The sequence below is a fragment of the Acinetobacter parvus DSM 16617 = CIP 108168 genome, from assembly GCF_000368025.1.
Classification (GTDB): domain Bacteria; phylum Pseudomonadota; class Gammaproteobacteria; order Pseudomonadales; family Moraxellaceae; genus Acinetobacter; species Acinetobacter parvus.
The window spans coordinates 506,795-521,465 of sequence record NZ_KB849212.1; the positions used below are offsets into that span (position 1 = coordinate 506,795).

Here is a 14,671-nt window from a genome sequence, read left to right on the forward strand (position 1 = left end):
CCTGAAGTCCCTCTTGCTCAAAGAGGGACTTTTTTATTTTTAACAGGTATATTCTTAAATACTGAAAAAGGGAATAACTTTAAAATGAATATTTTAGTTTTGGGCAGCGGTGGCCGTGAACATGCACTTGCATGGAAAATCGCACAAGATGCAAAAGTAACACAAGTTTTTGTTGCGCCGGGTAATGCAGGCACAGCAACCGAAGATAAGTGTCAAAACGTTGATATCGATATTTTAAATAATCCTGCCATTATCGAATTTGCAAAGGCAAATGATGTGGCATTGGTGATTGTTGGTCCTGAAGCACCTTTAGTAAATGGCGTGGTTGATGCAGCACGTGAAGCAGGTTTAAAAATCTGGGGACCGACTCAGTACGCTGCACAGCTTGAAGGTTCTAAAGCATTCGCTAAACATTTCCTGAAGCGCCATGACATCCCAACCGCATTTTATGACGTCTTTACCGAAGTGAACGCTGCAAAAGCTTATATCGAACAGCATGGCGCACCAATCGTGATCAAGGCCGATGGCTTAGCGGCAGGTAAAGGTGTAATCGTTGCAATGACCAACGAAGAAGCTTTTGCTGCAATAGACGATATGCTTGCAGGCAACAAGTTTGGTGATGCTGGTTCACGTGTTGTCATTGAACAATTCCTTGATGGTGAAGAAGCTAGCTTCATTTGCATGATTGATGGCAACAACATTTTACCGATGGCAACTTCACAAGACCATAAACGTATTTTTGAAGGTGACCAAGGGCCAAATACTGGTGGTATGGGTGCTTACTCTCCTGCTCCAGTTGTTACACCAGAAGTATTTGAACGTGTAATGAATGAAGTCATGCGCCCTACCGTTGATGGTATGGCAGCTGATGGTCATGTTTACACAGGTTTCTTATATGCTGGCTTAATGATTGATGAACAAGGTCAACCACGCGTTATTGAATTCAACTGTCGTTTCGGTGATCCAGAAACACAACCGATTATGATGCGTTTAAAATCATCTTTAGTAGATTTGGTTGAAGCAGGTATTGCGGGCAATCTTCCAAAAGAAGCTGAGTGGGATGAACGTAAATCCATCGGTATTGTACTTGCAGCTGAAGGATACCCTGATACAGTCCGTAAAGGCGATGTGATTTCTGGTATCGGACAATCTCCTGAAGATACTAAGATCTTCCATGCAGGTACAGCTACCACTGAAGATGGCCATATCATAACGGCTGGAGGTCGCGTTCTTTGTGTAACAGCGTTAGGTGATACAGTACTTGAAGCCCAGATCAATGCTTTAGAAGTGTGTGGTCAAGTGACATTTACGGGTATGCAATACCGTAGCGATATTGGTTACCGTGCCATTGCGCGTGAAAAGGCAGAATAAGCCAATCTAATTGATAAAAAAGCTTTCCTTGGAAAGCTTTTTTATTCTTTAATAGGCAATAAATCAAACTTCTATATTCATTACTTAAATATAAAATTCAGAAAAACATATATTTATTTTCCCGTAAATCACTCAACCCCACATTTAAAAAAATTTATAAAACTATCATCAGTTTATATTTACTTTCAACAAAATTTCCCTCAAATAATCATATGCTTATATATCCAAACACAAATACCGCCCCTGTATCAGTTGGTAAATTATTGCTATGATTGCTAAAATCTTGAATACAGCTCAATTGTTGTTTTAGATTATTCATGATTATTTTCAATCATTTAATAAAATAAAACATCAATATTCTATTGTATTCAGCTCCCAATTTAATTTAAGGAATAATTGGATAGAGATTTTCCAGACACGGGATAGACCAACTGGAATTTGAATATTCATCTATTTCTTGTGTTGTTGCAAACAGTCTTCTGGATTAGAAATTAAAAACAATTCATATGATTGTTGAATGAGGATGCCAATTTGCAACATACAAACCCATTGCAATGATTGATGCTTGAGAAATCATAATGTTCTCGGCATTGTTCCGATTAGGATTTATACATGAAAAAGCTGATTAGCCTTTTTTTAAGTGTATCTGTGCTACTACTTGCAGCATGCAGTAAACAGCCAGATACCGCATCGAGTGAACAAAAAAATGATGCTGCGGGCCTCCAGACTGTTGTTATCGCATCTACAGGTTCAGACGCTGATATTTGGCGCCATATTGCCAGCCTGCCAGAAACCAAGGCTGCAGGTATTAAACTGGAAGTGAAAAACTTCACGGATTATGTGGCAATGAACACCGCGGTTGCCAATAAGGAAGTTGATCTCAACGCATTCCAGTCTTATGCTTATCTGGTTGCTTTCAACGCAGCCAACAAAGACAAGATCGCGCCTGTTTCAACCACTTATTTAGAACCTATGGGGATTTATTCAAACAAGGTGAAGAAAGTTGAAGAGTTTGCCCAGGGTGCAACCATTGCCATTCCAAATGATGGTGCCAATGAATCCCGTGCATTATTACTTTTACAAAGCGCTGGCTTGATCAAGTTAAAACCTGACTTTGACCCAGTGAAAGGTACGCCTGCCGACATCATTGAAAACAGCAAGAAAATTGTAATCAAGCCGATTCAGATGGCAACTGCTGTACGTGTAAAAGACGAGGTTGATGCAATCTTGTTAGGTAACACCCTTGCGATGGAAGGTGGTTTGAACGTTCTTAAAGATGCAATCTATTACGAACCAATTGATCAAAGCACTAAATTGAATGTCAATGTTTTAGCAACGGCTGAATCTCGTAAAGATGATCCAGTATTGCAAAAAGTCGGCGCGCTTTATCATACCGAAGCAGTCAAGCAATATGTACAGGAACACTTTGCGGGCACTAAAGTTGACGTAAATAAGCCAACAAGCTATCTCACAGAAGCAAATCCGTAATATAATCGTCTCAATAAAACAGGCAAAATAATTTTGCCTGTTTTTCTTTTTTGCCTAGTATTGACGAACATGATCCAATTTAAAAATATTTCAAAACGCTATCAGCTAAAAGGTCAAACGATCAACGCGCTGGATCAAATCAATTTAGAGATTCCAGCGGGAAGTATCTTTGGCATTATTGGCTATAGTGGTGCAGGTAAAAGTACCTTAATCCGACTGATTAACTTGCTTGAACGCCCATCCGAAGGGCAGGTCATCATCAATCAAAAAGATTTTACTGCAATGGATGCACGCACTCTTCGTCAAGAACGTGCAAATATTGGCATGATTTTTCAGCACTTCAATTTATTACAAACCAAAACGGTGTCTGAAAACATTGAAATGCCACTTAGGCTACTTGGTCACAGCAAGGCGGAACGAGAGAAACGTTTAGCTGAACTGCTAGATTTTATTGATCTCAAACATAAAAAAGATGCCTACCCTGACGAACTTTCAGGTGGACAAAAACAGCGTGTAGGGATTGCGCGTGCGCTTGCCAATCACCCCAAAATTCTGCTGTGTGACGAAGCAACCTCCGCACTTGATCCGCAAACCACCCAATCTGTATTGGCACTGTTAAAGAAGATCAATCAGGAACAAAACATCACCATTGTGATGGTCACCCATGAAATGGATGTAATTGAATCTGTTTGCGATTATGTTGCGGTCATGGAAGCGGGCAAAGTGATTGAAACTGGTACAACTTTAGATATTTTCAGTCAGCCTCAACACCCCACCACAAAAACTTTTATTCAAACGGTATTACAGCAACAGTTGCCAGTAAATATCTTAAACAACCTTGAACACAGACATCACAATAGTATTTATAGTTTGCAGTTTCTGGGTACATCTGCACAGGAAACGGTAATTCAGGCAGTCATCAAACAGTTTGATATCAGTTTAAATATTCTCTTTGCCAATATGACTGAAATCAATGGTACCGTGATTGGGCAAATGTTTATTCAACTGCTCGGTGATGAAAGTCTTATTCGGCAAGCAATCCAATTTCTGGAGCAGCATGGCGTTAAAGTTGAACAGTCTGGAGTCAGCCAATGAGAGATTTTATTGTACAATGGCTCACTGAAGTCACAGCTCCTTTTTGGAAAAGTGCTTTAACAATCGACCAGTTTGTTACAGCTTTGCAAGAAACATTCCAAATGGTTTTCTTCTCATTACTGTTTGGCTGTATCTGGGGATTGATTCAGGGCATTACGCTGGTGGTTACCCGTACAGGTGGCATTCTACAAAATCGGGCGATTTACTATTTCCTGAATCCTATTGTCAATGCCCTGCGTTCACTCCCATTTATCATTTTATTGATCGCGGTGATTCCACTAACCAAACTACTGGTGGGAACATCCATTGGGACATGGGCTGCAATTGTGCCTTTAACCATCTATGTGGGTCCATACCTAGGCCGTCTAATTGAAACTTCTCTGCTTGAAGTGAATGAAGGAATTATTGAATCAGCTCAGGCAATGGGTGCAACCCCTTGGCAAATCATCTTTAAGTTTATTATCCCTGAAGCGCGCAGCTCACTGATCCTGAACCTAACCACAGGAACGATTACCCTAATTGGTGCCACAGCAATGGCGGGCGCTGTTGGCGCAGGTGGTATCGGTGATTTAGCTATTTCTTATGGTTATCAGCGTTTTGATACCAGTGTGGTTATCCTCACCGTCATCGTACTTCTGCTGCTTGTGCAGTTGGTTCAAATGCTGGGAGATTGGTTGGCAAAATTACGCTAATTGATGAATACTGTTAAAAAATAGCTCTTAAAAACAAGGGCTGTTTTTTTATGTAGAATGAAACGGTTTTCTTAAGGAAAATAAACCTCATTTGCCGCCTTAAACGTATTTACATGCAAAGGCACCAGATCTTCAAGTACCTGATAGCCACCCGCCAACACAAATAGTATGGGAATTTTCATTTTCCTTGCCATATCAAACACCAAACGGTCACGTTCAAACAACAGCTCTGTGGTCAACCACTTCGAGCCATATTTATCATGTTGATGACAATCCATCCCCGCCTGATAAATAATCATATCGGCCTCCCAACGTGAAGCATATTGAAACGCCTCAAAAATGGACTCCCGATATAAATCAAAATTGCCCTGCTTGGGGTGAATATAACGGGTCAGGCTGCGCTCACCTGCCTTACAACCAAAACGAATCCCAAAAATTCCAAAATTGACCAGATTGGTGAGTCTATTAGTAAATATCGCAGTGCCATCTCCACCATGCTGATCACAGTCCAGTACAAAGATTCGTTTTTCAGGATATTGCTTTGCAACCAAAGCCAAACCATTAAAGGTACAATACGCCGCACCAGACTCATAACTGGCATGATGAAAGCCCTGTGCGATATTCGCGGCAATACCCTCTTTAAACGCAATATCAGCACCAACCAACTGCCCTGCCTGTACTGATAAAATTGCATCCCGCAATTGTTCATTCCATGGTTTAAAGCCCTGTATGGTTGCAAATGCAGACTCGCCTGCCAGAAAGGCCTCAACATATTGCGGATTATGGAGTTTCTTTAGGATTTCAACATCAATCAAACCTGGATCAATCAGTTCAACCATTTTATGCTTACACAACACATCCGCCACCGCGGTGAGCTTTTCCATGCTATTGGTATGCGTTCGGGCATAATAGCGCGGAGAGTAACAGGCTTTTAGCATGGATGTCCTACGTAAATTTGATCTTTAGCAATTTCAATAAGTTGGCTCAATTCAGTCGTATCAGGTCGAAATAATCCATTATCCACCTGTTGTTTAAAGTGAGAGTTAAATGCACGGGCACGGTTTTTAGGTGACACTGCCAAAGTGGTTAGACGCAAAAACCAGAAACCATTCATTTCAGAGATGGGAATCACATAGCCTTTATATTGTTTATTTTTATGTTTTTCCAGTTGTTCAATGTCATAGTTTGCAGAAAACAGGCTACCTGCGGGTAAACGCACCCCATTCATCATCAATGGTAGCAAACTAATACAGGAATGATTGTCCCCCATATTCAGCTTTTCCATCATAATTGGCTGGTGGTTTTCATCTACAAAAATATTAATTTCACCCTGTCTCAATAAACGATGATGTGCGATCCGTAGAAAGAATTTCTCTGCCATTGGGCAGGACCCCACTTTGGGTTTTTCTTCCAGCGCATGGCATTCAATCATCTCAATCGTCCGTGCATCCTGCGGCAAAATAATATCAGCAAGCAACTGGCAAATCAGAATACTTTCCTCAAGTTCAGCATATTGATGGATATTTCTTAATTTGGCCTGAAAATCCACTTCCTGCCTTAAATTCTGGGCAAATGTCTCTTCTGGATTTAGGCGTTGCAGACACTGCTGCACATCGGCATGAATATCCAGATTACGCCAAGTGGCAAGTTCCAAGCCATAGCAAGAGCTCTGGTTTAAAATATTTCTCAACCCCTTGGTCTCATAATCATCAAAGATTCGCAAATCCTGAAAACCAAGCGCATCACGGGGTTGTGAGACAAACTCAGCAATCAAACGTGTTGCCTGAGTATAACCACAACCACGGCGTTCAGTTTGATGACTAAAGTGCTCATTCAGCATTTCAGTGAGTTTGGCAGACAAGGGCTGCAAATATTTTTTAAAAATCACCACCACTTCGTGATCAACCAAATCAGACATAACTTCCTCTCTTATTGTTATGATTTATTTGTATTTCATCCTGAGAAATTACCCTTTCCTTATGTTGTTAAGTAATCTTTTTAAATTATTTTCACATTTATTCCATATATTTAAAGATGAATATAAATCATTAACTTATAAAACTTTTATACCATATTTATTTAAAATACTACACTTGTCAACTCTAAAGATTTTCTGGTCTTAAAGGTGTCAGAATTTAGCCTAAACCGTCAGTTACATAACACACTATTTTTGCACTCTTTAATATTTCCACTTACACTAGACACAGGTGATGGTCTTTATCATCAACCCAGCATGAAACAAATATTTAGGACTCGGCTATGCATTATAAGATTCATGCAATTGACGTAAAAAATGCCTTAAAAAACTATATTTGGTTATTGGAAGATACCACGACACAAGAAGTTGTTGTGATTGACCCCACTGACGCAGATTTGGTGACTGCATTTTGCGAACAACACCAACTTGAGTTGAAGCAAATCTGGTTAACACATTGGCATCGCGATCATACTGATGGCGTACAAGCTCTATTGGCTGAGCAAAATTTACCAGTTTTCGGTCCACGTGATGAACTCAGTAAAATTTCGTTTATATCGAATCCACTGCAACATAATGACCATTTTCACTTTAATGATTTAAAAGTTGAGATTATTGCCACACCTGGTCATACCCTCGGTCATATTGTTTATTTTATTGAAGAAATTGATACCCTGTTCTGTGGTGACACCCTGTTTGCAATGGGTTGCGGTCGCCTGTTTGAGGGTACAGCTGAGCAGATGTATCATTCACTGAATCGGCTTGCTGCCCTGCCAATCCAAACCAAGGTTTACTGCACCCATGAATATACGCTTGCAAATGCAGAGTTTGCATTAACAATTGAACCTCATAATGTTGCACTACAAGAACGCATAAAAGAAGTAAAAGCATTGAGAGATGCAGAACAAATTACTCTACCAAGTACAATTGAATTAGAGCTTGAAACCAATCCTTTCTTGCGCACAGAAAGTGCCGAAGATTTCGCACGGATCAGAGCGCTTAAAGATCAGTTCTAATTTTAAAGTTCTACTTTTTAAAGGCTAAAATTTAGTCTTTAAAAAGTGAAAAATGAAATCATTTTTTACATTTAGAATTAAATGGATTTTTACAGAAAATTATCTTATCGAAGCACGTAAAAAATACTTTTAATAACAAATACAATCAATTAAAAAAAGACAGATAAAATTTTCCTCATAAAAATTACGCTAATTTTACATAATTTATATGCAGAAAAATAAATGTTTGTACTCCCCCTTTAAAAAATTTTCGGCGACCCTTATTAATAAACTCACGTTCACAAGGAGTTCTGGTATGAAAAATAGAGTTGTTAAAGCAAAAAATTTATTGGCCTTTCGTATTTGGCTGGAAAAACTGGGATATTCCGTTAAGAATCTGGCAGATAATCGTGGATTTACCTTTAGCTTTAAAAAAGAATATGGCTTGGTCACAGGTGACCTATCGGGTAATGCTTTAGCAATGCAACTGGGCGAAGAATTCGAAGACCACTTAAAAGCATAATCATGATCTTATCTTTACATAAACAAGGATTTCATATGGACATGAAATCCTATGATATGAAAAACTGACCTGTTTTTTAGTTTTCATCTTATTGCTGATTTCTCGCTTTCTAACCAACTGTCATCAAAATAACGTTGGAACAATTATAATTTCCAAGTATCATAATGTCCTAGTCGAGGGATGCTGCGACAATTGATTGGCGCTAAAGATCAATTTGCCAGGCTCGACGATCGGTTGAACACTCGTTTTAACCAACAACGGCATCCGCGAACAGAATGATCCATACTATTTTTCTAGGAGATCCTGATGAACGCGGTTACTGCTTCATTTACAGATTATAAAGTCGCTGATATTTCCCTTGCTGACTACGGCCGTAAAGAAATCAAACTTGCTGAAGCAGAAATGCCAGCTTTGATTGGTTTACGTAAGCGTTATTCAGCGTCAAAACCACTTGCTGGTGCAAAAATTCTCGGTTGTATCCACATGACCATCCAGACTGCGGTTCTCATTGAAACCCTAGTTGAGTTAGGTGCTGAAGTTCGTTGGACATCATGTAACATCTTTTCTACTCAAGATCATGCTGCTGCTGCTATCGCCGCTGCGGGTATTCCTGTGTTTGCTTGGAAAGGCGAAACTGAAGAAGAATACATGTGGTGTCTTGAACAACAAATCAATGTAAATGGCACACCTTGGGATGCCAACATGATTCTTGATGATGGCGGTGATTTAACACTACTTGTTCACGAAAAATACCCTGAAGTGATTGCAAAAATCCACGGTGTAACTGAAGAAACAACAACAGGTGTTCAACGTCTGTATGAAATGTTACGTGATGGTACTTTAAAAGTTCCTGCAATCAACGTAAATGATTCGGTAACGAAATCTAAAAACGACAACAAATATGGTTGCCGCCATTCTCTAAATGATGCGATCAAACGCGGTACAGATATGTTGTTATCTGGTCGTCGTGCACTTGTAATCGGTTACGGTGACGTAGGTAAAGGTTCTGCACAATCACTTCGTCAAGAAGGTATGATTGTACGTGTAACTGAAGTAGATCCGATCTGTGCAATGCAAGCATGTATGGATGGTTACGAAGTTGTATCTCCATACAAAAATGGCGTTCAAACAGGTAAGAAAGAAGACATCAATCTTGACCTTCTTCAAAACACTGACCTTATCGTAACGACAACGGGTAACTACCACGTTTGTGATTCAGCAATGCTTGATTCATTAAAAGCAGGTGCGGTAGTGTGTAACATCGGTCACTTTGATACTGAAATTGACACAGCTTACCTCCGTGGTTACAAATGGGTTGAAGTCAAACCTCAAGTTCACCAAGTGTATCGTTCAGAAAATGAAAATGATTACTTAATCCTTCTTTCTGAAGGGCGTTTAGTGAATCTTGGTAACGCAACAGGTCACCCATCACGTATTATGGATGGTTCTTTTGCTAATCAGGTATTGGGTCAAATGCACTTGTTCGCTGAAAAATTTGCCGATCTTCCTGAAGATCAAAAAGCTGAGAAAATCCGAGTAGAACTGATTCCCAAGAAATTAGATGAAGAAGTTGCTGCTGCAATGGTGCTTGGTTTTGGTGGTGTATTAACCCAATTGACTCAAGTACAAGCAGATTACCTCGGTGTTCCTGTAGAAGGTCCATTCAAATCTGACGCTTATAAATACTAAGAAAATCAGGGCAGACGTTTACGGGCTGCCCTTTTTTCTAAAATAATGTCTAAGCGATTAAAAAAAGGATTTGAAATGACGAAACGTATTCCTATTTCTTTTGAATTTTTCCCGCCAAAAACTGATGCTGGCGCTGAAAAGTTACATATCGTTCACCAAGAACTACAGCGATTAAACCCAGAGTTTTTCTCAATTACTTATGGTGCTGGTGGTTCTACTCGTGAACGTACTTTAGCAACTATTCATGATTTTAATGGCAAAGGTACGCCCGTAGCCCCTCACCTTTCTTGTATTGGTGATGATAAAGCTCGTATTGCTGAGCTCTTAGATTTATATAAATCACAAGGGATTGACCGCATCGTAGCATTGCGTGGTGACTTACCTTCAGGTCAAGTTGGCTTAGGTGAATTACCATACGCTCAAGATCTTGTTCGGTTTATCCGTGAACATTCAGGCAACCATTTCCATATTGAAGTTGCTGCTTATCCAGAAATGCATCCGCAGGCTGATAGCTTTGATGCTGATATTAAGCGCTTTGTAGAAAAAGTGAATGCAGGTGCGAATGCAGGGATTACTCAATTTTTCTTTAATCCAGATGCTTACTTCTATTTTATAGAAAGATTGGAAAAAGAAGGTATCAATATTCCCGTTGCGCCAGGCATCATGCCAATTACCAATGCAAGTAATTTAATTCGCTTTGCGGATGGAACTGGTGCAGAAATTCCACGTTGGATTCGCAAGCAACTTGCTGCTTATGGTGATGATAGCGAAAGTATTAAAGCATTCGGCCATGAAGTGATTGTGAAGCTTTGTGAACGTTTAATTGCGGGTGGTGCGCCAACACTGCATTTCTATTCAATGAACCAAACCGAACCAACTCGACAACTCGTTGTTGACCTTGGCTTAAACTAATTTGCATGAGCATTCCCCAGACATGAACCGTTTTTACATCGAAGCCGAATTAAACACTGGCAATACTATTGAATTGACGGAATCGGTGTTTCATCATTGGGTGCGTGTGCTCCGTGCAAAAGAACAGGAACAGGCCATCTTCTTCAATGGAAAAGGTGGTGAATATCGCGTGACGCTCACTGAAATCAACAAGAAAAATGCGTTTGTGTCAGTTGATCATTTTGAGCCAGCTGATCGGACACCACCCTTTAAAGTGGTTTTAGGCCAGGTGATGAGCAAGGGGGATCGTATGGATTATGCGATTCAGAAAGCCACTGAACTTGGTGTGACCACTATTCAACTGTTGACCAGCGAGCGTTGCGAAATGCGCCTGAAATATGACCGTGACCAAAAGAAGATTGATCATTGGCAGTCTGTGGCGATTGCAGCATGTGAACAATGTGGCATGAACATTGTTCCAGAAATCCTTGCTCCCATTGCCTTAACAGAGTGGGTCAGCTCGGAACTGCCACAGGCCCGTTTAGTTTTGGCGCCAAATAAAGACCAGAACAATGTACTGCTGAATAGTGAACCTGATTTAGCGCTACTGATTGGTCCAGAAGGCGGTTTGAGTGAAGCAGAAATTGAAACTGCAAACCAGAACCATTTTCAAAGCTGGTGCATTGGAGACCGTGTTTTAAGGACTGAAACCGCTCCAGTTGTCGCCTTATCCATTTTAAATTATCACTTTTCAGCCAAATAATGGTTTTGGATTGCTTTCCAATGGCTTTAGCGGTAATTTAAAATAAAATACGATGATGTTGATATACAGCAACGTATGTAGGCCCAACACAGATAAAAATGAAAAGGATTATTCTTTATATGTCAGGGGTTCAAGAAAAAAAAATTCCGCAGTTTATTTATACGGATCAGATCAACTATCCTAACCACGTACGCCTATTCGTTTTAAGTGTATTTATTATTGCACTTCTGGACTATCTGTTATTTGCTTCTTTCTATTCTTTTAGTGCGAATATCTTTACCACATGGATGACCCTTACCCTTACGCTATTACTCACTTTTTACGCAATCTGCCACTTTTCATTAAGATATTACTCATCAAGTCGCTTTGCTGGAAAAACCAACATTACCTTTCAGGTGATCTGCTTTTTCACGGGTTTATTGCTGGGGATCAGCACCCTTGTGATCAATGACCTATTGATTAAGGATGTCCCGAATCTTTCCACATCACACATCCTAAGCTTGACAGCCCTGCTGCTCACCTCTTCACATATTATTGCGCTGACTTTTTTAACCCAGCATATCCGTTACTTCTTCCTGTTCTTCATTCCAAGCATCAGCCCCTTGGTGATTTCCCAGATTATACATAGAGATCAAGAACATACCCTGTTTTACATTGCCTATTACCTGTCTTTTTTTGCAACCCTACTATGTGCACAGGCTACCTTTAAAATTCACCAGCGCCTGTCACAGGTTCTGGACAAGAACAAGCAACTGATTGATGTAGCGGAACAACACAACCAATGGACAGAGGAACTCTGCCAACAATTGCAGTGTGTAGTCAACAAATCCAGGGACATAGAAGCACAACTGCAGTTCAATAATCATTTACTCGAACAAAAGGTCCGTGAGCGTACTTTCGATCTTACCCAGATGAATGAAAGTCTGGAAGAACACCGCCAGAACTTGGCTTTTGCCCATGAAACTGCGGGTATTCGTCCCTGGGAATGGAATTTAGAAAATAACACTGTTGGGATTACCAATTCTCATCGTAAAGAAGTTACGCGTGGTTCTGAGAATCACTATTCGTTGCTCCATAAAATCGTACATCCTGATGATCTTGAACGTGTTAAAAACACACTTTATAAACATCTATATGGCCAAACTAAACGTTACGAAGAAACTTTCCGCATTAAACGACCGAGTGGTGAATGGGTTTGGATTCATGATGTTGGCCAAGTCATTCTAAGAAATCCAAAAGATGGAACGCCGTTGCGCATGGTGGGCATACACCGTGACATTAATCAGGAGAAAAAGCATCAGGAACGTTTAAAACTGGCTGCCAGCGTTTTTGAACACGCTTCTGAAGGCATTTTTATTCTGGATGAAAATTTCTGCTATATCGAGGTCAACCCAAAATACGAACAACTGACTGGACTTGATAAGCAAATTATTATAAACAAAGAACTTTTTGAAATTACCAAACAAGATAAACAGCATCACCATAATTTCCACCTTTCGATTCTAGACACGCTCTATGAAGAACAGGAATATGAAGGGGAATTTCAGGAAACCTATCTTTCTGAAAAATCGTGTTTTTTATGGATACATATCAATGCGGTGAAAGATGAGACTGATCGGGTCATTAACTATATTGGTATTGTGTCTGACCAGACTGAGCGTAAACATCAGGAACAGCGTCTTTCCTACCTCACCAACTACGACACCCTGACGGATTTACCAAATCGTTTCTATTACCATCAGCAATTACATCAATATCTGGTCAATGAGGCATCCATTCAGCATCTTGCGGTAATTCGATTGAATATCGACAGATTCCGTGCCTTGAATGAACTACTAAGCAATCAAGCAGGAAATGAGCTGCTTAAACAGGCTGCACAACGTTTAAGGATTAGTAATATTGACGCACTTTTGGTGGCCCATTTAAGCGCGGATGATTTCGCCATTATTTACGAGATGTCACCACTCCATCCACAGATACACCAACTGTGCAACAATATTGTCGAAGCATTTAGCAAGCCATTCTATATTGCGGAACAGGAATATGTGGTCAGCATCTCCATCGGTGTCGCCATTTACCCAGAGCACGGCCGTCAGGTTGACAACCTCAATACCCATGCCGAACAGGCACTAACAGAAGCCAAACGTTTGGGTGGCAACACCATTCGTTATTATTCGAGTGAACGCACCAACTTTGTGGCAAGACACACTGACCTGGAACTCGATCTAAGAAAAGCGATTCAGAACAATGAACTGGTTGTCTATTATCAACCTAAAATGAATGCGCTTGATGGTAAAGTTGTTGGTTTTGAAGCCTTAATTCGCTGGAATCACCCAAGTAAAGGCTTAATCATGCCGAATATTTTTATTCCTTTGGCAGAAAGCACCAGTTTGATTTCAGATATTGGGCGTTTTGTGTTGTATGAAGCGGCAAAACAATTACAAGCATGGCAAAAACTTGGTTTCAATCATATTAATATTGCGGTAAATATTGTGGCGCAGCAAATTCAACGTGGTCAATTGCTGAGCGATCTCGATGAAATACTCGAAACCTACGCCATTATTGGCCGTAATCTTGTATTAGAAATTACCGAATCGGCATTTTTGGAAAATACTGATACTGTGAAAATGGTGTTAAAAGCCATTAAAGAACGCGACATTTCTATTGCATTGGATGATTTCGGTACTGGCTATTCATCTCTGGCCTACCTTACCGAATATCCAATTGACATCTTAAAAATTGATCGGGCATTTATTTCAAAAATTGGTGATGCCAAACACGATGCGATTGTTAATGCCATGATAGCCATGGGCAAAACCATTGGTTTAAAAGTTGTGGCGGAAGGGGTTGAGACCGAACAACAGCGTGATTACCTAAAACGCCAAAACTGTGACATATTGCAGGGTTACCTGTTTGCCAAACCATTAACTGCCGTACATGCAACTGAATATCTGCAACAGCATACCCAACTGTCAACCGCAAGATATTCCATTTAAAATGATTTTAGACTTTTTGCATGTTGATTTTGCCATCATTATCAATTGTCAATAAGCCTCATCGTTCAGTGAAAATAAGCTTTTTTGACTGGGCTAAACCATGAACTAGTGCTATATTCTTGTGCACTTATATTAATATCATAATCAGTCCTAGCTATGACTGGTTGTTGTATTGAAACAACTATCGAAACAA

Annotated in this window: 12 protein-coding genes; 10 read left to right on the top strand and 2 right to left on the bottom strand. The window is 40.1% G+C overall.

Translation table 11 applies throughout. The features are described from left to right. Nucleotides 1-84 precede the first annotated feature (84 nt). The 4 genes from purD to F988_RS08990 all read left to right on the top strand — a co-directional run bounded on the left by purD (nucleotide 85) and on the right by F988_RS08990 (nucleotide 4,646). Nucleotides 85-1,371, top strand: coding sequence for a phosphoribosylamine--glycine ligase (purD, locus tag F988_RS08975; RefSeq protein ID WP_004682619.1), 1,287 nt, complete (start codon nucleotides 85-87; stop codon nucleotides 1,369-1,371). Nucleotides 1,372-1,983: 612 nt separating this feature from the next. Further along, the gene (locus F988_RS08980; RefSeq protein WP_004682620.1) at nucleotides 1,984-2,859 is read left to right on the top strand and encodes a MetQ/NlpA family ABC transporter substrate-binding protein; all 876 of its coding nucleotides are present in this window, start codon (nucleotides 1,984-1,986) and stop codon (nucleotides 2,857-2,859) included. A gap of 69 nt (nucleotides 2,860-2,928) precedes the next feature. Beyond that, on the top strand, nucleotides 2,929-3,954 hold the full coding sequence (locus F988_RS08985) for a methionine ABC transporter ATP-binding protein (RefSeq protein WP_004682621.1): 1,026 nt from the start codon (nucleotides 2,929-2,931) through the stop codon (nucleotides 3,952-3,954). Next, nucleotides 3,951-4,646, top strand: a complete 696-nt coding sequence (locus F988_RS08990) for a methionine ABC transporter permease (protein WP_004682622.1) — start codon at nucleotides 3,951-3,953, stop codon at nucleotides 4,644-4,646. The genes F988_RS08985 and F988_RS08990 overlap by 4 nt, the downstream gene beginning before the upstream one ends. A 71-nt stretch (nucleotides 4,647-4,717) precedes the next feature. Here F988_RS08990 and F988_RS08995 read toward each other — a convergent pair whose 3' ends face one another. Further along, nucleotides 4,718-5,584, bottom strand: a complete 867-nt coding sequence (locus tag F988_RS08995) for an arginase family protein (protein WP_004682624.1) — start codon at nucleotides 5,582-5,584, stop codon at nucleotides 4,718-4,720. Further along, the gene (locus F988_RS09000; protein WP_004682625.1) at nucleotides 5,578-6,564 is read right to left on the bottom strand and encodes a hypothetical protein; all 987 of its coding nucleotides are present in this window, start codon (nucleotides 6,562-6,564) and stop codon (nucleotides 5,578-5,580) included. The genes F988_RS08995 and F988_RS09000 overlap by 7 nt, the downstream gene beginning before the upstream one ends. A 341-nt stretch (nucleotides 6,565-6,905) precedes the next feature. Between F988_RS09000 and gloB the strand changes: the two genes are divergently transcribed. The 6 genes from gloB to F988_RS09030 all read left to right on the top strand — a co-directional run bounded on the left by gloB (nucleotide 6,906) and on the right by F988_RS09030 (nucleotide 14,478). Beyond that, the gene (gene gloB / locus F988_RS09005; RefSeq protein ID WP_004682626.1) at nucleotides 6,906-7,637 is read left to right on the top strand and encodes a hydroxyacylglutathione hydrolase; all 732 of its coding nucleotides are present in this window, start codon (nucleotides 6,906-6,908) and stop codon (nucleotides 7,635-7,637) included. A gap of 295 nt (nucleotides 7,638-7,932) precedes the next feature. Then, nucleotides 7,933-8,139, top strand: a complete 207-nt coding sequence (locus tag F988_RS09010) for a hypothetical protein (RefSeq protein WP_004676939.1) — start codon at nucleotides 7,933-7,935, stop codon at nucleotides 8,137-8,139. 306 nt (nucleotides 8,140-8,445) lie between these two features. After that, entirely contained in the window at nucleotides 8,446-9,828 is a 1,383-nt protein-coding gene (ahcY, locus tag F988_RS09015; RefSeq protein WP_004682627.1) for an adenosylhomocysteinase, read from the top strand. A 75-nt stretch (nucleotides 9,829-9,903) separates the two neighbouring features. After that, nucleotides 9,904-10,740: a methylenetetrahydrofolate reductase [NAD(P)H] gene (metF, locus tag F988_RS09020; protein ID WP_004676935.1), complete on the top strand. Its 837-nt coding sequence runs from the start codon at nucleotides 9,904-9,906 to the stop codon at nucleotides 10,738-10,740. Nucleotides 10,741-10,762: 22 nt separating this feature from the next. Then, nucleotides 10,763-11,482: a 16S rRNA (uracil(1498)-N(3))-methyltransferase gene (locus F988_RS09025; RefSeq protein ID WP_004676933.1), complete on the top strand. Its 720-nt coding sequence runs from the start codon at nucleotides 10,763-10,765 to the stop codon at nucleotides 11,480-11,482. Between the two features lie 119 nt (nucleotides 11,483-11,601). Next, a complete protein-coding gene (locus tag F988_RS09030; RefSeq protein WP_004682628.1) occupies nucleotides 11,602-14,478 on the top strand; it encodes a bifunctional diguanylate cyclase/phosphodiesterase in 2,877 nt (958 codons plus the stop codon). The last annotated feature ends 193 nt before the right edge of the window (nucleotides 14,479-14,671 follow it).

Bases quoted from the DNA above. Each gene is read 5' to 3' on its own strand.
- purD (WP_004682619.1), top strand. From the start codon at position 85: ATGAATATTTTAGTTTTGGGCAGCGGTGGCCGTGAACATGCACTTGCA.
- ahcY (WP_004682627.1), top strand. From the start codon at position 8,446: ATGAACGCGGTTACTGCTTCATTTACAGATTATAAAGTCGCTGATATT.
- F988_RS08990 (WP_004682622.1), top strand. From the start codon at position 3,951: ATGAGAGATTTTATTGTACAATGGCTCACTGAAGTCACAGCTCCTTTT.
- F988_RS08995 (WP_004682624.1), bottom strand. From the start codon at position 5,584: ATGCTAAAAGCCTGTTACTCTCCGCGCTATTATGCCCGAACGCATACC.
- F988_RS08985 (WP_004682621.1), top strand. From the start codon at position 2,929: ATGATCCAATTTAAAAATATTTCAAAACGCTATCAGCTAAAAGGTCAA.
- F988_RS08980 (WP_004682620.1), top strand. From the start codon at position 1,984: ATGAAAAAGCTGATTAGCCTTTTTTTAAGTGTATCTGTGCTACTACTT.
- F988_RS09025 (WP_004676933.1), top strand. From the start codon at position 10,763: ATGAACCGTTTTTACATCGAAGCCGAATTAAACACTGGCAATACTATT.
- F988_RS09030 (WP_004682628.1), top strand. From the start codon at position 11,602: ATGTCAGGGGTTCAAGAAAAAAAAATTCCGCAGTTTATTTATACGGAT.
- metF (WP_004676935.1), top strand. From the start codon at position 9,904: ATGACGAAACGTATTCCTATTTCTTTTGAATTTTTCCCGCCAAAAACT.
- F988_RS09000 (WP_004682625.1), bottom strand. From the start codon at position 6,564: ATGTCTGATTTGGTTGATCACGAAGTGGTGGTGATTTTTAAAAAATAT.
- gloB (WP_004682626.1), top strand. From the start codon at position 6,906: ATGCATTATAAGATTCATGCAATTGACGTAAAAAATGCCTTAAAAAAC.
- F988_RS09010 (WP_004676939.1), top strand. From the start codon at position 7,933: ATGAAAAATAGAGTTGTTAAAGCAAAAAATTTATTGGCCTTTCGTATT.